The sequence below is a fragment of the Deinococcus terrestris genome (assembly GCF_009377345.1).
In the GTDB taxonomy this organism is placed as follows: Bacteria; Deinococcota; Deinococci; order Deinococcales; family Deinococcaceae; genus Deinococcus; species Deinococcus terrestris.
Genome location: NZ_WBSL01000001.1, coordinates 657,481 through 675,440, shown reverse-complemented (window position 1 = coordinate 675,440; position 17,960 = coordinate 657,481). Strand labels below are relative to the sequence as shown.

Here is a 17,960-nt window from a genome sequence, read left to right as displayed (position 1 = left end):
TTAAGCAGCTTCGCTTGTCACCACTTTGGTACGTACACATGGCACAGCCACGGATTAGGCTGTTTCCATGACCTGGAATCCCGAGGTGTACCACCGCTGGCGTGAGGCCCGCAGCGCTCCCGTCCGCGACCTCCTGGCCCTGTTTCCCGATCTCCCCTACCGCGACGTGGTGGACCTGGGGTGCGGCACGGGGGAGCCGACGCGGATGCTGGCCGAGCGCTTCCCGGACGCGCGGGTCCTGGGGCTGGACAGCAGCGCGGAGATGCTGGCGCGGGCGGACGCGGCGGGCCTGCCAAACCTGCGCTTTGAGCGGGGAGACATTGCCGATCTCACGGGCGACTACGACCTGATCTTTTCCAACGCGGCGCTGCAATGGCTGCCCGACCACCCGGCGCTGCTGGCCCGGCTGTGGGCGCGGCTGCGGCCGGGCGGCGTGCTGGCCGTGCAGGTGCCGGCCAACCACGACCACGACAGCCACCGCCTGCTGACCGAGACGGCGAACGAGTTCGCGGCAGAATTGGGCGGTTTTACCCGGTTCGGCACCGCGCAGGGCGCCTCTCCGGTGCTGACGCCCGCCGCCTACGCTGAGCGGCTGGACGAGCTGGGAGCAGCGGAGGTCACGGCGCTGAGCAGGGTCTACCCGGTGGTGTTGCCGGGGGCGGAGGGCGTGCTGGACTGGACACGGGGCACGGCGCTGGTGCCGTACCTGTCGCGGCTGAGCGTGGAGGATGGGACACGCTTCACGGCGGCCTACTTGGAGCGGTTGCGCGGACGCTGGCCGGGCGATCGGGTGTACTACGCCTTCACACGGGTGCTGTTCATGGCACGGCGGGGCTAAAGCAGGGTCAGGCGAACACGGGCCGGGCCAGCAGTCCATAGGTGCCGGGGCCGACGTGGGCACCGATCACGGGGCCGAGAAGTTGCAGTCGGCCCCGGACAACATTCAGCCCGCTGGCCTGCACGGCCGAGCGCAGTTCAGCGATGCGGGCGGCGTCGCGGCCCGCGTGCCCGATGGTGACCGCGACGGGTTCGCGGCCGAACTGCGCTTCGAGCTGCGTGAGGATGTCCCCGGTCGCCTGCGCGGCCCGGACCCGGCGCACGGCCTTCAGGCGCCCGGCGTCGAAGCGCAGCACGGGCCTCACGCCCAGCATGTTGCCGATAAATTCCTGCGTGCGCGAGAGGCGCCCGCCCCGGCGCAGGTATTCCAGAGTGGGGACGCTGAACTCGGCCATCAAGCTGTTCTGAATCCCGGTTACCGCCTGCTTCGCTGCGGCGAGGTCCCCTCCCCGGTCTATGGCTTCCCGCGCGGCGAGGGCGGCCTCGGCCAGCGGCAGGGAGGCGAAGCCGCTGTCGAGGACCTGGATACGGTGCCCGGCGCCCAGCGCCTGCGCCGCCTGCCGGGCATGCGCGGCGGTGGCCGAGAGGTGGCCGCTGATGTGCAGGCTGAGGATGGCGTCGTGCGTGCCGAGCAGTTCCCGGTAGACCCGCTCAAACGCCGCCTGGGTGGCGGGTTCGGTGTCCACCTGTCCGCCGGAACGCTGGTGGTCATAAACGGCGTCGGGGTCGACTTCCTGCCAGTCCAGCAGCGTCCGGCCGCCCATCACGACCCGCAGCGGGACCACGTGCAGGCCGAGCTGCCGGGCCGTCTCGGGGGCGAGGTCGCAGGTGGAATCCGTCACGACGGCAAGCATGATGCCGCCACCGTAGCGTGAGCATTCCCACAGTTTCATCACAGGCGGGTCAGCTTGGGCGGGGCGCCCTATACTCCGCACTCTATGGAGCTTCCCGACAAGATTGCCGTGCTGTGCCACACCGGGGCGGGCGGGTCCGGCGTGGTGGCGACCGAACTGGGGCTGCTGGTGGCGGCAGCCGGGCGCGAGGTGCATTTCGTCGGCTCGGCGGTGCCCTTTCGGCTGGCGGGGCAGCGCGGGCTGCGGGGGCCTTACTTTCATCAGGTGGGCGGCTTCGCTTACGCGCTGTTCGATCAACCTTACCCCGAGCTGGCCGCCACGAACGCGCTGAGTGAGGTGATCCTGGAACATGGGGTCAGCCTCACCCACGCGCACTACGCGATTCCGCACGCCTCGGCGGCGATTCACGCCCGCGAGATCACCGGGCGCAGCCGGGTGCTGACCACCCTGCACGGCACGGACGTGACGCTGGTGGGAGCCGAGCCCGCCTTCCGCCACACCACCCGCGACGCCATCGAGCGCAGCGATCACGTCACAGCGGTGTCGCAGTTCCTGGCCGACCAGACCCGCGAGGTGTTCGGCATCACGCGCGAGATCGAGGTGATTCACAACTTCGTGGACGCCGGGCGCTTCGTACGGGTCACCGACCCCGCCCTGCGTGCCCGCTTCGCCCACCCCGAGGAGGCGCTGATCGTCCATATCAGCAACTTCCGGCCCGTCAAGCGGGTCGAGGACGTGGTGCAGGTCTTCGCGCGGGTGGCGAGCGAGATTCCCGCCCGGCTGCTGATGGTCGGGGACGGCCCCGAACGGCCCCGCGCCTTCGAGCTGGCCGGGCAGCTCGGGGTGATCGGCCGGACCCACTTCCTGGGCTCCTTCCCTGACGTGGAGGGGGTGCTGGGGATCAGCGACCTCTTCCTGCTGCCCAGCACCAACGAGAGCTTCGGCCTCGCGGCCCTGGAGGCCATGAGCTGCGAGGTCCCGGTCGTCGCGGCCCGCGCGGGGGGCGTGCCCGAAGTCGTCGAAGACGGCGTGACCGGCTTCCTCGCCCCGGTGGGCGACGTGGACGCGATGGCGGACGCGGCCCTGCGAATTCTGCGCGATCCGGCCCTCTACCGCCGCCTGGGGACGGCCGCGCGGGAGGCAGCACTCACCCGCTTTCAGCCGGAGCGAATCGTGCCGCGTTATCTGAGCGCCTACGCGCGGACGGTCCGGGTCTAGGTCAAGTGGTGCTGCTATAAGTGAATAGTTTCACGATAAATCTGGTCGTGAAATTTTTGTTCGATCAACGGGATAAACGTAAAGAAGGAGGGGCCGCGAAGAACCCCTCCATTCACCTACACTGCTCAGCGGCTGAGTTCCAGGGTGACGCGGGCCACTCCAGCGGCGAAGGGGGCAATGCGAACCGCCCGGCCAACCTCAACCTCGAAGGCGTTCCAGCCGCGCCCCAGGTTCACGGCGTAGCCCCGACTGGCCCGCACGGTCACGTCACTGCTCACCCAGACGACAAACAGGGTGCCGCGCCCAGTATCGAGACTGACCTCGCGCAGCGGCTCGTTCGCGTCGCGCTGGCCGCTGCGGTTGAGGTCGCGGTAGGTGAAGAACTTGAGTTCGGCCGTCTGGGGCTGGCCGCTCGCGGTGACGGGATCGAGGACGCCGGGCCAGGCGACATTCTGAGGATTCAGGGCGGTCTGGGCGCGGAAGGTCGGCGGAGCGGTGGGGATTTCCAGCCGGAAGGTGCTCCCGGTCACGGGCACGCTGACGAGTTCCTCAACAGGCTGCCCCGAGGGAGTCACCGCCCAGCCACTCACGCGGGTCTCTCCCGGCACCGCGCCGACCACGCTCCCCGCGATGGTCAGGGCCGGGGCCGTTCCCAGCAGCAGGGCGGCGAGGGCGAGCAGGCGAGCTTGCATGCCTTCAGTCTACGCGGGGGCCTGACGGCGATGTGACGCGGAGTTACGGAAGGGAACCAAAGGCGGGGAGAGAAGGCTAGCGCCCCCTCTCCCCTACTTTCTGTCCCGAAGGTCAGGCGGTGACGTTCAGCGCCTTTTTGACCAGCTCGATGATCTCGGGCATGGTGTCGGCCACCGGCACGTTCGCGGCCTTGAAGGCGGCGAGCTTGCTTTCGGGCGTGCCGACGTTGCCCATGATGATCGCACCCGCGTGGCCCATGCGCTTGCCCGCCGGGGCCGAGCGGCCCGAGATGAAGGCCACGACAGGCTTCTTCATGTTGGCGGCGATGTACTCGGCCGCCGCTTCCTCGTCCGCGCCGCCGATCTCGCCGATCACGACCACGGCGTCGGTGTCCGGGTCGGCCTCGAACATGGGGAGCACGTCCGCGAAGGTCGTGCCGATCACGGGGTCGCCACCGATGCCGACGGTGGTGGAGGTGCCCATCCCAGCGTCGTTGAGCAGCTTGGCGGCCTCGTAGGTCAGGGTGCCGGAGCGGCTGATCAGCCCGATGCGGCCGGGCTTCTCGTAGATGCGGTTGGGCATGATGCCGACCTTGGCCTCGCCGTTGGTGACGAGGCCGGGGCAGTTGCCGCCGATCAGGCGCACGCCCTGGCCGCCCTGGGCGCGGCTCTGCGCGTCGAGTTCCTTGACCTCCTGCACGGCCCGCATCATGTCCACGGTGGGGACGCCCTCGGTGATCAGGACGATCAGGGGCATCCCGGCATGGGCAGCTTCCAGCACGGCGTCGGCGGCCCCGGCGGGGGGGACGAAGATGATGGAGACGTTCGCGCCGGTCGCGGCTTTCGCCTCCTCGACCGAGTTGTAGACGGGCCAGCCCTCGAACTCGGTGCCGCCCTTGCCGGGCGTCACGCCCGCGACGACCTGGGTGCCGAAGTCGCGCATGGCGCGGGAGTGGCTGGCGCCTTCGCGGCCGGTCATGCCCTGCACGATGACCTTGCTGTTCTTGTCAACGAGGATACCCATGACTTACTTCGCCTCCCCGGCGTTGGCTTCGCGGGCGGCCTCGTCGGCGGCCTCGAACATGGTGGGGTACATCTGGATCAGCGGGCTGTTCACTTCCGCGAGCAGCGCCTTGGCCTCGTCCTCGGCGGTCCCGGCGATGCGCATGCGGACCGGCTTGGTCAGGATGCCTTCTTCCAGCGCCTGAATCACGCCCTTGGCGACCTCGTCGGCGCGGGTGATGCCGCCGAAGATGTTGATAAAGATGCTCTTGACATCGGGGTCCTTGGACACCAGCTTGACTGCGTTGTACACGATCTCGGCCTTGGCGCCGCCGCCGATGTCGAGGAAGTTGGCGGGCTTGGCCCCGGCGCGGTTGACCACGTCGAGCGAGGTCATCACGATGCCTGCGCCGTTGCCCAGCACGCCGACATTGCCGTCGTCGAGCTTGACGTAGGCGAAGCCGTACTTGCTGGCCTCGATTTCGAGGGGGTGCTCGGCTTCGAGCTCGCGCCAGTCGGAGAGGTCCTTGTGGCGGTACATCGCGTTGTCGTCGATTTCGAACTTGGTGTCGAGGGCGAGCGGCGTGCCGTCCGCGTCCACGAAGAGGGGGTTGATCTCGACCAGAACGGCGTCCATCTTCAGGGCCGCTTCGGACATCTTGACCATCATGTCGGCGATCTTGTTGAGGTTGCCCTTGAAGCCCGCCTTGAGGGCGACTTCCCGCGCCTCGAAGGGACGCAGGCCGGTCACAGGGTCCACGCGGTGCTTGATGATCTTCTCGGGAGTGGCCTCGGCGACTTCCTCGATCTCCATGCCGCCCTCGGCGGAGGCCATCAGGGTGTAGCTCTGCACGTTGCGGTCGACGATCATGCCGACGTAGTACTCGGTCCCGGCGTCGATATCGACGGCCTTGGTGACCAGCACCTTCTTGACGGTGAGGCCCTTGATGTCCATCCCCAGGATCTTCTCGCCGTTCTCGAAGGCCTTGTCGATGTCGGGGCTGAACTTCACGCCGCCCGCCTTGCCGCGTCCGCCGACGTGCACCTGCGCCTTGACGACGACCGGCTGCCCGTAGTCGCGGGCGATCTGCCGCACCTCGTCGGGCGTGTAGGCCACCTTGCCGTCCTGCACGTTCACGCCGAAACGGCGCAGCAGTTCCTTGCCCTGATACTCGTGAAGTTTCACGACGCTGTTCCTCCTTGGGGGTGGTTCCGGCCAGTCCGTGGCCTGTCTTTTGTCCCGATCACGGAGTATAAGCCGCCGGGGCGTATTCCCGGCCCCTTGTCCCCGTGGGGGGGACAGCGGGGAGATCGGTCATCGGTGGCGGTGGAGCGCCAGACGGCAGCGCAGGTGTGTCGCACGTTCCCGGCACAGGCCCAGGCCGGACGCGGCACAGGCGAGGCTCAGGAGGGCGGCGAACACGAGGCCGAACATGGCCGCAGTCTGACACCTCCTCTGGGCTGGCCCCATGTGTTACGGTGCCCGCCGATGACACAACTGGAGCAGTTGCGGGCGGCGATGGATGGGGCCGGGGTGGACGCCCTGTGGGTGAGCGATCCGGCCAACGTGCGGGCGGTGAGCGGTTTTTCGAGCGGCAAGGACGGCAAGGTGCTGGTCACGCGGGACGGGGCCGTGCTGTACACCGACGGGCGCTACACCGTGCAGGCGCAGGAGGAATCGCGTATCGAGCAGCACATCGCGCGGCCCCCGGAGACGTACCAGGACGCGGCGGAGCGGGTGCGCGGCGGGCGCGTGGGCTTCGAGGCCGAGCACCTGACGGTCGCGGGACTCGACGCCCTGCACGAGCACTGGGAGGCCGAACTGGTCCCTACGCGCGGGCTGGTGGAGGGCGTGCGGCTGATCAAGACGCCGCAGGAGGTGGAGGCGATCCGCGAGGCGCAGGCGCTGGCCGACCGGGTGTTTGCCCAGGTGCGCCCGATAATCCGCGCGGGCGTCCGCGAACTCGACGTGGCGCTGGAACTGGAGATGGGCCTGCGCCGCGCCGGGGCCGAGGTCGGCTTCGACGTGATCGTGGCGAGCGGGCCGCGCGGGGCGATGCCGCACGGGGTCGCCAGCGAGCGAGTGATAGAGGACGGGGACCTGGTGACCATCGACTTCGGGGCGCGGGTGCGGGGCTACCACTCCGACATGACGCGGACGGTGGCGGTGGGCCGCCCGTCGGACGAGATGCGGCGGGTCTACGAGGCGGTGCTGGAGGCGGAGGAAGCCGCCGTCGCCGCCGTGAAACCGGGGGTGCGGGCTGCTGACCTCGACGCCCTAGCGCGGGGCATTCTGGAGCGGCACGGGCTGGCCGAGGCGTTCGCGCATTCGCTGGGGCACGGGGTCGGCTTGAACATCCACGAGGGGCCGGGGCTGCGCGGTACCAGTGAGGACGTGCTGGAACCCGGCATGGTGATCACGGTGGAGCCGGGCGCGTACCTGCCGGGGGTGGGAGGCGTCCGCATTGAAGACCTCGTGCTGGTCACGGAGGGCGGGCACGAGGTGCTGAGCCACACGCCCAAGGAACCGCTGCCGGAGTAAGCGGGGACCTGCCGGGACAGCGGATGTTAGAATCTGCGCCGGGTTTGCCCCACAGGAGGAGTTTCAAATGACCATGGAAACCGCGCTTCTCACGCTGGACACGCTCGCCAAGTACCTGCGCGACAAGGAAGTTCAGCTCGACATCGAAGATCAGGGCGGCCAGCGCTTTATCCGCATGGGCTGGCGTTTCGAGATGGGTGACGCCGCCGTGCTGGTGTCTGTCAACGACGGCCCCAACAACACCAGCCGCCTGGAAGTCACCTGCGTGACCCAGAAGAGCTATGCCGACCGCCGCCAGGAAGTGATGGTCATGCTCAATGACCGCAACCGCGAGCGGGCCTTCTCGCGCTCCATCGACGCGGACGGCAACGTCTGGCTGGAGTACGTGGGCTTCTACCCCACCCTGGCCGAGATGCCCCAGGAAACCTTCGACACCCTGTTCGGCGGCGTCCTGATGCACTTCCAGGACGATTACGCCGCGCTGGAGGGCTTTGCGCCCCAGGGCATGCAGGTTCAGCAGCCCCAGGCGTAAGCGGGATCTGGGCGGGGGCTTCCCCGCCTTTCTTATTGTGCTGTAAGTGAAATTTATCACGATAAATCTGGTTGTGAAAATTTTGCCTCACTGGACTAACTAAGAAGGAGTATGGGGATTAGGCTGGACTCAGGCAAGATTTTCGCCGCGCCCTGGTCGCGCTTCTTACCCTGGGTTCAGACGAGTGGCGAGAGCGCCGTGGGTCTTTGCCTACGAGTGGCTTTAACCAGGCAGCAGTAAAGCGTGAAAAGGGGCGGGAGGCCACCCGGCTGCCTCCCGCCCCCGCTCCGAGTTCCTTCAGTTCCCCTTGCGGACTGCCAGCAATTCCTCCAATCGGTCCACGTACCCGGCCAGTGTGCGGAAGGTCGCCTCCACGGGCTCGGGGCTGAGCATGTCCACCCCAGCTTCCTTCAACGCGTCGATGGGGTCGAGGCGGCCGCCGGAGCGCAGGAAGGTGAGGTAGCGGTCGCGGGCAGCCTCCGGGTCGGCGCCGAACTGTTCCAGAATCTGGTGGGCGGCGCTGATGCCGGTCGCGTACTGGTAAGCGTAGAAGTTGGCATAAAGGTGGGTAGAGAATTGCGCCCAGAGGATGCCGGAGCGCTCGCGGTCCATCTGCACGCCGTCGCCGTAACCCTGGGAGAGCAGGTCGGCGGTCAGGGCGATCAGGTCGGGGGCGCTGAGGGTGCCGCCCGCCTCGATGCGGCGGTAGGCCTCCAGCTCGAAGGCGGCCAGCGTCGGCATGATGAAGAAGTAGCGGTGGAAGTTGGCGAGGGCCTCCTCGATGAGTTGCACCTCGAAGTCGGTGTCGCCGGACTCGCGGGCCTGGCGCAGGAGGTGGGAGCGGACCATCGCCTGATTGAGGTTGGAAGCCACCTCCGCGTGGAACAGGGTGTAACGGGGTACGGCGTAGGAATGCTCGCGCTGGGAGAGCAGCGAGTGCATGGAGTGGCCGATCTCGTGGGCCAGGGTGGAATAGCTGCTCATGGTGCCGTTCCACGTCATGAAGATGTAGGGCTTGACCCGGCCGCCGCCGTTGGAATACGCGCCCTGGCGCTTGCCGTCGTTCTCGGCGTAGTCCACCCAGCGCTCGGTGGTCAGTCCGGCCCGCATGTCGCGCAGGTACTCGGCGCCGAGAGGAGACATGCCTTCCTCAATCCAGTCCACGGCCTGCTCGTAGGAGACAGCGCGGGGCTCGACGAGGGCGGCCTTCACGTCGTACTCGCGCAGCTCGGGGAGGCCCAGCCACTCGCGGCGCACGCGCCAGTAACGGTGCCAGGTCGGGGTGTGGGCGCGGTAGGTGTCCAGCAGGGTGGTCACGACGCCCGTGGGGATGTCGTCGGGCGCGAGGAAGGACGTGATCGCGTCGGGGTAGCGGCGGGCGCGGGCCAGGAAGACGTTCTGGCGGACGTGGGTGGCATACATCGCGGCCTGCGAGTGCCGCACGGCGAGGTGGGCGTCGGCGTAGTTCTCCCACGCCTCACGGCGCACCTCGCGGTCGGGGTGGGAGGTCAGGCGGTCGACGTTGCCCTGGGTGACGGCCTCGCCGCCAGCCGTACCGAAACGCAGGTCCATGTTGGTAAGGGCCGGGTGGATGCCGCGCTCGGAGGCGAAGGGGGCCTGCACCGCGCCGAGGAGTTCTTCGACCTCCGCCGAGCGGACGTGCGGGCGCGAGCGCCACAGCCGCTCCAGGCGCACCGCGTAGTCGGCGAGGTCGGGGCGGGTGAGCCACTCGCGCACGGTCGCCTCGTCGAGCGCGAGGAGTTCGGGGCGGGCGAAGGCGGTCGCGCTGCCGTAGCGGGCGGCAATCGTGCTGGCGCGGTCGCGGCGGGCAGCAGCCTCGGCGTCGCGGCCGTCCACGCTGGCGCCCATGCTCGCGTAGGAGAAGAAGCGGGCGAGGCGCAGCTCCACGTCGTCCGACTCGCTCAGGTACGCGGCGAGGGCGTCGGGGCCGCTGCCGAGCTTCCCGGCGTGGTTGCCCAGCGCATCAATCGCGGCGGGGAGGGCCTCGGCTTCCGCTTCCCAGTCCTGTGGGGTGGCGAAGAGGGCCTCGATGTCCCAGGTCTGCTCGCGGGGAACGTCGGCGCGGGCGGGCAGGGCCGCCTTCCTTTGGGCTGTGGTCATGGGGGGAGGCTAGCAGAGGGTGCCGGGCACGGTTCCTCGGCCAGATGGCCTAGCCCAGGGCAGAACGGCGCTGGCGCAGGGCCTCGTACAGCACCAGCGCGGCCGCCGTCGCCACGTTCAGGCTATCGGCTTCCCCGTGCATGGGGATGCGGACGGGGAGGTCGGAGGTGCGCCATTCGGGAGGCAGCCCGGCGTGCTCGGCACCCAGCACCAGGGCCACCCGGCCCGTCAGCGGCGCGTCCCAGTAGTCGCGGGGAGCGTCAGGGGTGCAGGCGACGCGGGTAAAGGCGTGCTTGGCGAGGTAGGCCTGTGCCTCGGTCTCGGGGAGGGCCGTGACGGGCACGGTGAACACGCTGCCCTGCGAGGCGCGGATCACGCCCGGCGAGTAGAGGTCGGTGCCTCCCAGCACCAGGACGCCGCCCACGCCCACTGCGTCTGCCGTGCGGAGAATCGCACCGAGGTTGCCGGGCTTTTCCAGGCTGTGCAGGACGAGGAGGAGGGTGTCGGGGCCGGGGTCGGGGAGCGGACGCTCGGGGCGGGAGGCCACCGCAATCAATCCGTCGGGGTTCTCGCGCCCGCTGACCTTTTCAAAGGCCTCGCGGGAGAGTTCCAGGCGGGGGCCGGGGAGGGTGGGGGCCACCTCCTGCGCTTCCGGGCTGTAGAGGGCGGGGCAGATATAGAGGGTTTGCAATTCCAGCCCGGTGGCGGCGGCGCGGGCGAGTTCGCGGGCGCCCTCGATCAGGATGACACCCTCGCGGTCGCGGTCGCGGCGGCTGCGTAGGCGCACGAGGCGCTTGACGTGCGGGTTTTGGAGGGAGGTGATGGCGGGGGCGGGCAGCGGCATCGGGGGTCAGTCTATGCTGCCCGCCATGCCTCCCCTCCCCTTCCCGCCCTTCAAACCCTGCCCGTGCGGCTCGGGGCGCAGTTACAGCGCGTGCTGTAGCCCCCGGCATACGGGCGAGCGGCCCGCCGAGACGCCGGAGGCGCTGATGCGGTCGCGGTATGCGGCGTACTTCCTGCGCGACACCGATTACGTGAGGCGCACCTGGCACCCCGACACCTGCCCGGCCGACCTGAATCTGGAGGGGGACGGAACGCGCTACACCGGCCTGACCATCCACCGGGCGGAGGGCGACGAGGTGGAGTTCACCGCCACCTTCCGGGCGGGCGGACGCACGGGCCGGATGCGCGAGCGCAGCCATTTCGCGCGGGTCGGGGAAGCGTGGGTGTACGTGGACGGGGAGGTGCGGGGAGACTAGGTCTGCAGGCTCAGAGCATCGGCAGCGTGGTCAGGCCCTCGAAGCCGGGCGGCACGAACAGGCTGCCCTCGGTGGTGCCCGCCTCCGAGAGGGCGTGCAAGCGGGCGGCCAGCGCCTCCGCGTCCAGCTCGCCCGCGAGGTAGGCGCGGTGGGCGGCGATGACCTCGCGCACTTCCTCTGGGGACTCGTGGACGAATTCCAGGCGGAAGTCGCGCAACCCCGCCGCCCGCCAGGTAGCGAGGTGCCCCCCGGCGACCTGGGGCCGCCCCTCAAAGACCGTGTTGCGGCAGCCCACGTCCGCCATGACGGGGTGCAGCCGCCCGCGCTCGTCACGCAGGGCGACCCGGTGCGACTCGCAGGGTTGACCGCAATTGGTGTAGTCGGTGCCATCCGAGAGGAAGCGGCAGAACACGCAGTGCTCGGTGTGGAAGACCGGGAGGTGCCCGTAGGCAATGACCTCCAGCCGCTGGGGGCCGACGAGTCCGGCGAGGTCGGTGATCTGCCGGGCGTTGAGGTCGTGGGTGGGCGTGACCCGCGTGAGGCCGAGGTCCAGCAGGGCACGAGTGGTCAGCACGTTGGCAGCGTTCAGGCTGAAGTCGCCCATGAGCGCGGGGAGGTCGGGCGTCCCCTGCAAGCCCTCCAGCAGGCCTCCGGAGCGCACCAGCAGCTCGGCCCCGAGTGACAGCAGGAACTTCTGGAGGTTCTGCTCGGTGGGCTTGAGGATGCGTGGGCTGGCGACCCGGACGGGGATTCCAGTGGCTTTGACCCGCTCCACGCTGGGCTTGAGGCCGTACAGCTCCAGGTAATCCAGCGTGACCGAGTCGGGGCGGGCCTCCAGCGCAGCGTCCAGTTGCTCCGGGGTGCGGACGAGGACGTGGAGGCGGTCGGGGGTCGTGATGGAGGCGGGCTGCGCGGCGACGGCCTCCCGCAGCGCCCCCTCCAGCCGAGGGGTAATCCGCCGGACCGGGGCCTCGGCGCGGAGGGCGGTCAGGCGCTCAGCGGCCTCGCGGCGCAGGGCGTTGAGGGCGGAGACGGGCAGGAAACCCAGGCCCGCGAGGTCGGCCGTCAGTCCGGCGAGGTGATATCCCGTGCCCCCCAACTTGCCCAGGCTCTCGCGCAGGCCTTCTTCCGTCAGGCCCCGGTTGCGGGCGGGCTGGAGGGGGTCGGGGAGGGTGGCGGTGGCCGCGTGGCCGTGCTCGTCGGTCAGGGTGAGGGCGGGCGGCTCCCCGACGTGACCCCGGAAATGGGCGGTGACCGGGCGGGTGTAGACCGGGTCGGCGGCGTCCAGCAGAGGTTTCACGCGGGCCACCAGCGTCGGGTCCTGGGTGCGCCACACCGGATCGCCGGGGCGCACACGGGCGGGGTCCACCGCGCCGCGCCCGAAGCGCAGTTCGTAGGTCTGGCCAGGGCGGACCTCTTCAGTCTGGCGCCCGCCCTGCCACAGGCCGTACAGGAAGCCGCCCTCCTCGCGGCCTTCCGGGGTGCGCCAGTTGGCGGGGTCGAAGACGAGGCCGTCGCCGGGCTTGACCGTCTCCGAGAGGTCCACGAGGACGCCGCGCTCGGTCGTGCCGCGCACGGTGCCCACGCGCACACCCCGGTGCCTCGGCGCCCGGCCGCGCACGACCGTCTGGTGGTTGGTCCCCGCGATGAAGTGCGGCCCCAGCCCACGCGAGTAGACCTGTTCGAGGTCGCGTTCCTCCCCCGGCGTGACCGAGAGGGGAAGGCCCGCCCACGCCTCGTCCACGGCCTTGCGGTAGGCGGCGGTGGTCAGGGCGACGAACTCGGCGTCCTTGTAACGGCCCTCAATCTTGAGGCAGTTCACGCCCAGTTCCACGAGGTCGGGCACCTGATGCAGCGCGTAGAGGTCACCCGGCGAGAGCAGGTAGCGGGCGTCGCCGAGGTCGCGCTGGAGGCCGTCCACGAACAGGTCGTAGGGAAGGCGGCAGGCCTGGGCGCACTGGCCCCGGTTGGCGGAGCGGCCCCCCCACGCCTCGGAGGAAAAGCACTGGCCCGAGTAGCTCACGCACAGCGCCCCGTGGACGAAGGTTTCCAGCTCCATGTCGGTCTGCGCAGCGATGCGGCCGATGTCACGTAGCGAGAGTTCGCGGCCCAGCACGACCCGGCTGGCCCCGAAGCGGCGGGCGAGTTCGGCGCCCTCGGCCGAGGTGATGCTCATCTGGGTGGAGCCGTGGATGGGGAGGTCGGGGCAGATTTCGTGGGCGAGGCGGGCGACCCCGTGGTCCTGCACGATGATCGCGTCCACACCGCTCTCGGCGAGGTGGATGAGCTGCCGCTCGGCCTCGCGCAGCTCGCCGTCGAAGACGAGGACATTGAAGGTCACAAAGCCCATCACGCCGCGGGCGTGCAGAGTCCGCATCAGCTCCGGAAGCTGCTCGTTGGTAAAGCCCACCTTGGCGCGGGCGTGGAAGGCTTCCACCCCGAAGAAGACGGCGTCAGCGCCCGCCTCGACCGCCGCTCGCAACTGGGGCCAGCCTCCCACGGGACTCATCACTTCCGGTTTCACTCGGGCACGCGCCATAACGGGGCAGTCTAGCCGACGGGCCGGGGAGCGAGCGTGAGCGGGGGAACGGGGCCGGGGGCCAGGTCCGGGAGTGGACGCTGGCCCCCAGTGCGGGGAGACTTAGCGGCTGGCGACGGCTCCGCCGCTCTGGACGGCGGCCCAACCCGGCACAGCCTGCCCGTCGCGCACGAGGAGCACGGGCACCGGGGCATGGTGGGTCACCGCTTCCGCGACGCTGCCCAGCAGGGCGCGGCTCAGGCCCGAGCGCCCGTGGGTGCTCATCACGATCAGGTCGGCGCCCAGGGTCTTCGCGGCTTCCAGGATCAGGCGGGGCACCGGGCGACCCGAAGCGCGTTCCAGCCGCAGGTCGGCGTGGGGCAGCCGGGTCTGGAGTTCGTCCCGCAGGGCCAGCATCGCTTCTTCCTGCTGCTGCACGGCGTTCTCGGGCACATAGGCGTAAGCTTCGGCCACGGTGGGAATGGGGTCGGGCTGCACGTACAGGACCGAGAGGTCGGCGCCCAGAGCGCGGGCGAGCGCGTCGGCGTGGGCAAGGGCCTGGTGGCCGAGGGAGCTGCCATCGGTGGTGACGAGGATACGGGGCATGGTCAACCTCCTATGGCCCCAGCCTCGGCTCCGGCCATTACCGGGCCGTTACCGCGTGCCCAGATCGCGGCGCAGCCCCGGAAGGCCGCCGGGGTAGGCCGTGGCGTCCAGCCCGTCGGCTTGCAGCAGGCGGGCGGCCAGGGCGGAACGGGGACCGCGCTCGCACAGGACGACGAGGGGGCCGAGCCCTGGGGTCAGGCCGTGGGTGCCGCGCTCCACGGCTTCCAGGGTGAGCGGGCGCACGGGCAGGGAAGTCAGGCGCTCCAGCGGCTCGCGGAAGCGCAGTTCCTGGGGCCGTAGGTCGATCAGGGTGACGCCTTGGGGGAGCGGCATGGGCCGAGTGTAGGGGGTCGGGGGCACGGTCGCATGGGGCGGCGGGCCTGTATCCTGCCCACATGACTCAGACCTCCATTCCCGACATCACCCCGGCCGAGGGCCACCAGCGGGTGCAGCAGGGTGCCCTGCTCGTGGACGTGCGCGAGCCGAACGAGTACGCCGAGATTCATGCCGAGGGAGCGCAGCTTCTGCCCCTCAGCGAGCTGGAGAGCCGGTTCGGGGAATTGCCCAAAGACCGGCCGCTCGTGATGATCTGCCGCAGCGGGGCTCGCAGCGCCCGCGCCGGGGAATACCTTCGGGCGCAGGGCTACGGCGACGTAGTGAACCTCGCAGGGGGCACCCTCGCCTGGGCCGACGCGGGCCTGCCCACTGAGCAGGGAGGCCAGTGATGGAAGACCAGACCCAGACCGCCGTTCCCCAGGGCGCCCTCCCCAACGAGGAGCAGGTGCTTGAGGCCCTCAAGGTCGTCAAGGACCCCGAGATTCCGGTCAACGTGGTGGACCTCGGATTGATCTATGGGGTGGACATCGCCCCGAGCGGCCTGGTGGACATCACCATGACGCTGACCAGCGTAGGCTGTCCGGTGCAGGACCTGATCCGCGCCGACGCGGAGATGGCCGTCGGGCGGCTGGACGGCGTCAGCGAGGTCAATGTGGAGTTTGTCTGGACGCCGCCGTGGGGACCGGACAAGATGACGGAAGACGGCAAGCGGCAGATGCGGATGTTCGGCTTCAACGTGTAATCACCCTGCAACAGAAAGACGCCCCGGCTTGAGCTGGGGCGTCTTTCTCAGGTGAGGCTCAGTCGCTCTGGCTGCGGGCGATGCCCAGCACATTAAGCAGTTGTGCGAGCGCCATCGCGAAGCCCGCCACGTAGGTCAGGGCGGCGGCGGTGAGCACGGTCCGGGCACCCTGCGCCTCCTGACCCGACACGACCCCGCGCTGGCCCAGGTATGCCAGGGCGCGGCGGCTCGCGTCAAACTCCACGGGCAGGGTGACGAGGTGGAAGAGGAGGGCGGCGCCGAAGAGGATCACGCCCAGCCACAACAGGCCGGTGAGTTGGAGAAAGATACCCGCGAGGAGCAGCAGCGGCGCGAGGTTCATGCCCAGGCTCAGCGGCACCGCGAGGCGGCCGCGTAGCACCAGCGCGGGCATCCGCACCTTGTCCTGGATGGCGTGCCCGACCTCGTGCGCGGCGACGGCCAGGGCTGACACGCTGGGCAGGCGGTAGTTGGCTTCCGAGAGGTTTACGGTCTTGCGGATGGGGTCGTAATGGTCAGAGAGCTGGCCGGGCACCATGTTGACGGGGACGTGCGAGAGGCCGTTCTCGTCCAGCATCATCCGGGCGAGTTCCGCGCCGGTTAGGTTGCGGCTGTTGCGCACCTGCCCCCACTTGCCGTACGTGCGGCTGAGGTAGCCCTGGATAAAGAGCGAGGCCACGAAAATGATCAGGATAAGGGGCCAATACGACCCCTGAAAGGCGAGGAAGTCCATACGCCTCCAGTATGAGTCACCGACACTCAGCTTTGATGAAGGTGGACTTCAACAGCGTTCAGGGTTGCGGCACGGCGCACACGAGAAAACGCAGGGCGGTGCGCTCCTCGTGCTGGTCCTCAAGCTTGATGAACTCGGGCTGCACGGTGAGGTCCAGAGCATTGCCGACGAGGTAGCCCCGCGCGATGGCGAGTGCCTTGACCGCTTGATTCACCGCCGCCGGGCCGATGGCCTGCACCTCGACCTGACCCTGTGACCGCAGCAGGGCCGCAACTGCCCCCGCCACCGCGTTCGGCCGCGACTGGCCGGAAACACGCAGAACTTCGGGTGTAGGAGGCGACTGGGTCATCACTGGCATTCACTATAGCCTCATCTGACGCTCAGGGGGAAGGCACGGCAAAGGGGGCACACCCGGCCCGGCGTGTCCCCTCCCCTTCCCCTGGCCTCCCGGCTCAGTCGGCGTATTCGGCGAAGACCGCGCGGCTGATAACGAGTTGCTGGATCTCGCTCGTGCCCTCGTAGATCTCGGTGACCTTGGCGTCGCGGTAGAGGCGCTCGACGGGGTACTCGCGGCTGTAGCCGTTGCCACCGAAAATCTGAATGGCGTCGCGGGTGACCTCCACGGCGGCTTCAGAGGCGAGCAACTTGGCGATGCTGGCCTCCTTGCCGTAGGGCTGGCCCTGGTCCTTGAGCCACGCGGCCTTGAGCGCGACCATCCGGGCGGCCTCGATGCGGGCGGCCATGCGGGCGACCTTGAAGGACACGCCCTCGAACTCCTTCAGTTTCTTGCCGAACTGCTCGCGCTCGGCGGCGTACTTCGCGGCGTGCTCCAGGGCGGCGCGGGCGATGCCGAGGCCCTGCATCGCAATGCCGATGCGCCCGGCGTCCAGGCTGGCGAGGGCGATGATCAGGCCCTGGCCTTCCTCACCCACCATGTTCTCGGCGGGCACCCGTACCCCGTCAAAGGTGACGGTGGTGGTGTGGGCGGCGTGCAGGCCCATCTTTTCCTCGGGGCGGCCGAAGCTCAGGCCGGGGGTGTCCTTTTCCACCACGAAGCAGGACACGCCGCGGGCGCCGGACCCCCCCGTGCGGGCCATGACGAGGTAAGTTTCGGCCTGCCCCCCGGAGGTGATCCAGGCCTTGGAGCCGTTCAGGACCCAGGCGTCGCCGTCGCGCTCGGCCTTCAATCGCAGGCTGGCCGCGTCGCTGCCCGCGCCGGGTTCGGTGAGGCAAAAGGCGCCGATATGCTCGCCACGGGCGAGGGGGCGCAGGTACCGCTCGCGCTGGGCGTCGGTGCCGTAGCGCAGCAGCATCTGCTCGGGGAGGCCGTTTTGCACCGAGACGATCACGGCGACCGAGGCGTCGGCGGCGGCGATCTCCTCCAGGCACAGGGCGTAGGTCACCGAGTCGAGGCCCGCGCCGTCCCAGGCCTCGGGGAGGGTGGCGCCCATCAGCCCGAGTTCGGCCAGGCCGCGCAGTTGCTCGTGGGGGAACTCGCCGCTGCGGTCGTACTCGGCGGCCTTGGGCGCGAGCTCGGCGCGGGCGTACTCGCGGACGTGCTGCACGATCATGCGCTGGTCGCCGGACAGGGCGAAGCTCATGCCCGTGTCGGCAGCGGAAAGGGTCGCGGTCATGGGACTCAGGCTAGCAAAGGCGGCTCAGGGCGACTGTCGGGCGGCTTCCAGCGTTTCTTGAAGCGCGTCTTCGATGCCGCGCCCCCGCCAGGCACTCTCCACGCCCAGGGCCTCACCGCCCGCCCAGGCCAGGGCCGCGCCGATCACGGAACCGCCCGCCACAGCGAGGGCAGCGGCGGTCAGGGCCTCCTGCGGGGCATCGGGGCACAGCCGCACGGCCGCCGCACGCAGGGCGGGCGCGAGGGGCAGGGGCGGGCGGGTGACGCGGACGCGGGCGGGCAGCGGGGGCACGGGGCGGAGTGTACCGCCCCCTCTG

General features: G+C 69.6%; 20 protein-coding genes. 7 read left to right on the top strand and 13 right to left on the bottom strand.

The genetic code is table 11. The features are described 5' to 3' along the window. The first annotated feature begins 67 nt into the window (after nucleotides 1–67). Nucleotides 68–838 (top strand): methyltransferase domain-containing protein, encoded by a 771-nt coding sequence (locus F8S09_RS03340; protein WP_152868899.1) that lies wholly within the window; start codon nucleotides 68–70, stop codon nucleotides 836–838. Nucleotides 839–845: 7 nt separating this feature from the next. Here the strand turns inward: F8S09_RS03340 and F8S09_RS03335 are convergent, their stop codons facing one another. Continuing rightward, nucleotides 846–1,679, bottom strand: a complete 834-nt coding sequence (locus tag F8S09_RS03335; RefSeq protein WP_322618484.1) for a DegV family protein — start codon at nucleotides 1,677–1,679, stop codon at nucleotides 846–848. A gap of 96 nt (nucleotides 1,680–1,775) precedes the next feature. Here F8S09_RS03335 and bshA point away from each other — a divergent pair, with 96 nt between their 5' ends. After that, nucleotides 1,776–2,909, top strand: coding sequence for an N-acetyl-alpha-D-glucosaminyl L-malate synthase BshA (gene bshA, locus F8S09_RS03330; RefSeq protein WP_152868895.1), 1,134 nt, complete (start codon nucleotides 1,776–1,778; stop codon nucleotides 2,907–2,909). A 125-nt stretch (nucleotides 2,910–3,034) separates the two neighbouring features. Here the strand turns inward: bshA and F8S09_RS03325 are convergent, their stop codons facing one another. From F8S09_RS03325 to sucC, 3 genes are all read right to left on the bottom strand, one after another. Then, the gene (locus tag F8S09_RS03325; protein WP_152868893.1) at nucleotides 3,035–3,601 is read right to left on the bottom strand and encodes a hypothetical protein; all 567 of its coding nucleotides are present in this window, start codon (nucleotides 3,599–3,601) and stop codon (nucleotides 3,035–3,037) included. A gap of 112 nt (nucleotides 3,602–3,713) precedes the next feature. Further along, nucleotides 3,714–4,625 carry a succinate--CoA ligase subunit alpha gene (gene sucD / locus F8S09_RS03320; RefSeq protein ID WP_152868891.1) on the bottom strand — a complete coding sequence of 304 codons (912 nt, stop codon included), beginning with the start codon at nucleotides 4,623–4,625 and terminating at the stop codon, nucleotides 3,714–3,716. Between the two features lie 3 nt (nucleotides 4,626–4,628). Beyond that, the gene (sucC, locus tag F8S09_RS03315; RefSeq protein WP_322618483.1) at nucleotides 4,629–5,789 is read right to left on the bottom strand and encodes an ADP-forming succinate--CoA ligase subunit beta; all 1,161 of its coding nucleotides are present in this window, start codon (nucleotides 5,787–5,789) and stop codon (nucleotides 4,629–4,631) included. A gap of 303 nt (nucleotides 5,790–6,092) precedes the next feature. Here sucC and F8S09_RS03310 point away from each other — a divergent pair, with 303 nt between their 5' ends. Together F8S09_RS03310 and F8S09_RS03305 are read left to right on the top strand one after the other, a co-directional pair. After that, nucleotides 6,093–7,145 carry a M24 family metallopeptidase gene (locus tag F8S09_RS03310; protein WP_152868889.1) on the top strand — a complete coding sequence of 351 codons (1,053 nt, stop codon included), beginning with the start codon at nucleotides 6,093–6,095 and terminating at the stop codon, nucleotides 7,143–7,145. Between the two features lie 67 nt (nucleotides 7,146–7,212). Further along, complete coding sequence (locus F8S09_RS03305; protein ID WP_104990601.1) at nucleotides 7,213–7,677, top strand: YbjN domain-containing protein; 465 nt, start codon at nucleotides 7,213–7,215, stop codon at nucleotides 7,675–7,677. Nucleotides 7,678–7,974: 297 nt separating this feature from the next. Here the strand turns inward: F8S09_RS03305 and pepF are convergent, their stop codons facing one another. Continuing rightward, the gene (gene pepF / locus F8S09_RS03300; protein WP_152868887.1) at nucleotides 7,975–9,798 is read right to left on the bottom strand and encodes an oligoendopeptidase F; all 1,824 of its coding nucleotides are present in this window, start codon (nucleotides 9,796–9,798) and stop codon (nucleotides 7,975–7,977) included. Between the two features lie 49 nt (nucleotides 9,799–9,847). After that, nucleotides 9,848–10,642, bottom strand: coding sequence for a TrmH family RNA methyltransferase (locus F8S09_RS03295; protein ID WP_152868885.1), 795 nt, complete (start codon nucleotides 10,640–10,642; stop codon nucleotides 9,848–9,850). Nucleotides 10,643–10,667: 25 nt separating this feature from the next. Between F8S09_RS03295 and F8S09_RS03290 the strand changes: the two genes are divergently transcribed. Further along, nucleotides 10,668–11,057 (top strand): YchJ family protein, encoded by a 390-nt coding sequence (locus F8S09_RS03290; RefSeq protein WP_194165194.1) that lies wholly within the window; start codon nucleotides 10,668–10,670, stop codon nucleotides 11,055–11,057. A 10-nt stretch (nucleotides 11,058–11,067) separates the two neighbouring features. Here F8S09_RS03290 and F8S09_RS03285 read toward each other — a convergent pair whose 3' ends face one another. The 3 genes from F8S09_RS03285 to F8S09_RS03275 all read right to left on the bottom strand — a co-directional run bounded on the left by F8S09_RS03285 (nucleotide 11,068) and on the right by F8S09_RS03275 (nucleotide 14,514). Further along, nucleotides 11,068–13,596, bottom strand: a complete 2,529-nt coding sequence (locus F8S09_RS03285; protein WP_194165193.1) for a U32 family peptidase — start codon at nucleotides 13,594–13,596, stop codon at nucleotides 11,068–11,070. A 102-nt stretch (nucleotides 13,597–13,698) separates the two neighbouring features. Beyond that, nucleotides 13,699–14,181, bottom strand: coding sequence for a universal stress protein (locus tag F8S09_RS03280; protein ID WP_152868881.1), 483 nt, complete (start codon nucleotides 14,179–14,181; stop codon nucleotides 13,699–13,701). A 48-nt stretch (nucleotides 14,182–14,229) separates the two neighbouring features. Next, complete coding sequence (locus tag F8S09_RS03275; protein WP_152868879.1) at nucleotides 14,230–14,514, bottom strand: rhodanese-like domain-containing protein; 285 nt, start codon at nucleotides 14,512–14,514, stop codon at nucleotides 14,230–14,232. Nucleotides 14,515–14,576: 62 nt separating this feature from the next. Here F8S09_RS03275 and F8S09_RS03270 point away from each other — a divergent pair, with 62 nt between their 5' ends. Then, entirely contained in the window at nucleotides 14,577–14,906 is a 330-nt protein-coding gene (locus tag F8S09_RS03270) for a rhodanese-like domain-containing protein (RefSeq protein WP_152868878.1), read from the top strand. Next, complete coding sequence (locus F8S09_RS03265; protein ID WP_152868876.1) at nucleotides 14,906–15,259, top strand: metal-sulfur cluster assembly factor; 354 nt, start codon at nucleotides 14,906–14,908, stop codon at nucleotides 15,257–15,259. Before F8S09_RS03270 ends, F8S09_RS03265 begins: the two co-directional genes overlap by 1 nt. A 58-nt stretch (nucleotides 15,260–15,317) precedes the next feature. Here F8S09_RS03265 and F8S09_RS03260 read toward each other — a convergent pair whose 3' ends face one another. The 4 genes from F8S09_RS03260 to F8S09_RS03245 all read right to left on the bottom strand — a co-directional run bounded on the left by F8S09_RS03260 (nucleotide 15,318) and on the right by F8S09_RS03245 (nucleotide 17,935). Further along, entirely contained in the window at nucleotides 15,318–16,010 is a 693-nt protein-coding gene (locus tag F8S09_RS03260) for a zinc metallopeptidase (RefSeq protein WP_152868874.1), read from the bottom strand. A 58-nt stretch (nucleotides 16,011–16,068) separates the two neighbouring features. Beyond that, complete coding sequence (locus tag F8S09_RS03255) at nucleotides 16,069–16,359, bottom strand: stage V sporulation protein S (RefSeq protein WP_152868872.1); 291 nt, start codon at nucleotides 16,357–16,359, stop codon at nucleotides 16,069–16,071. 103 nt (nucleotides 16,360–16,462) lie between these two features. After that, nucleotides 16,463–17,644 (bottom strand): acyl-CoA dehydrogenase, encoded by a 1,182-nt coding sequence (locus F8S09_RS03250; RefSeq protein ID WP_152868870.1) that lies wholly within the window; start codon nucleotides 17,642–17,644, stop codon nucleotides 16,463–16,465. Between the two features lie 24 nt (nucleotides 17,645–17,668). Then, on the bottom strand, nucleotides 17,669–17,935 hold the full coding sequence (locus F8S09_RS03245) for a hypothetical protein (protein ID WP_322618482.1): 267 nt from the start codon (nucleotides 17,933–17,935) through the stop codon (nucleotides 17,669–17,671). Between the last annotated feature and the right edge of the window lie 25 nt (nucleotides 17,936–17,960).

Bases quoted from the DNA above. Each gene is read 5' to 3' on its own strand.
- F8S09_RS03265 (WP_152868876.1), top strand. From the start codon at position 14,906: ATGGAAGACCAGACCCAGACCGCCGTTCCCCAGGGCGCCCTCCCCAAC.
- F8S09_RS03340 (WP_152868899.1), top strand. From the start codon at position 68: ATGACCTGGAATCCCGAGGTGTACCACCGCTGGCGTGAGGCCCGCAGC.
- sucD (WP_152868891.1), bottom strand. From the start codon at position 4,625: ATGGGTATCCTCGTTGACAAGAACAGCAAGGTCATCGTGCAGGGCATG.
- F8S09_RS03310 (WP_152868889.1), top strand. From the start codon at position 6,093: ATGACACAACTGGAGCAGTTGCGGGCGGCGATGGATGGGGCCGGGGTG.
- F8S09_RS03295 (WP_152868885.1), bottom strand. From the start codon at position 10,642: ATGCCGCTGCCCGCCCCCGCCATCACCTCCCTCCAAAACCCGCACGTC.
- F8S09_RS03285 (WP_194165193.1), bottom strand. From the start codon at position 13,596: ATGGCGCGTGCCCGAGTGAAACCGGAAGTGATGAGTCCCGTGGGAGGC.
- F8S09_RS03280 (WP_152868881.1), bottom strand. From the start codon at position 14,181: ATGCCCCGTATCCTCGTCACCACCGATGGCAGCTCCCTCGGCCACCAG.
- F8S09_RS03255 (WP_152868872.1), bottom strand. From the start codon at position 16,359: ATGACCCAGTCGCCTCCTACACCCGAAGTTCTGCGTGTTTCCGGCCAG.
- bshA (WP_152868895.1), top strand. From the start codon at position 1,776: ATGGAGCTTCCCGACAAGATTGCCGTGCTGTGCCACACCGGGGCGGGC.
- pepF (WP_152868887.1), bottom strand. From the start codon at position 9,798: ATGACCACAGCCCAAAGGAAGGCGGCCCTGCCCGCCCGCGCCGACGTT.
- F8S09_RS03260 (WP_152868874.1), bottom strand. From the start codon at position 16,010: ATGGACTTCCTCGCCTTTCAGGGGTCGTATTGGCCCCTTATCCTGATC.
- F8S09_RS03290 (WP_194165194.1), top strand. From the start codon at position 10,668: ATGCCTCCCCTCCCCTTCCCGCCCTTCAAACCCTGCCCGTGCGGCTCG.
- F8S09_RS03325 (WP_152868893.1), bottom strand. From the start codon at position 3,601: ATGCAAGCTCGCCTGCTCGCCCTCGCCGCCCTGCTGCTGGGAACGGCC.
- F8S09_RS03250 (WP_152868870.1), bottom strand. From the start codon at position 17,644: ATGACCGCGACCCTTTCCGCTGCCGACACGGGCATGAGCTTCGCCCTG.
- F8S09_RS03305 (WP_104990601.1), top strand. From the start codon at position 7,213: ATGACCATGGAAACCGCGCTTCTCACGCTGGACACGCTCGCCAAGTAC.
- F8S09_RS03275 (WP_152868879.1), bottom strand. From the start codon at position 14,514: ATGCCGCTCCCCCAAGGCGTCACCCTGATCGACCTACGGCCCCAGGAA.
- F8S09_RS03270 (WP_152868878.1), top strand. From the start codon at position 14,577: ATGACTCAGACCTCCATTCCCGACATCACCCCGGCCGAGGGCCACCAG.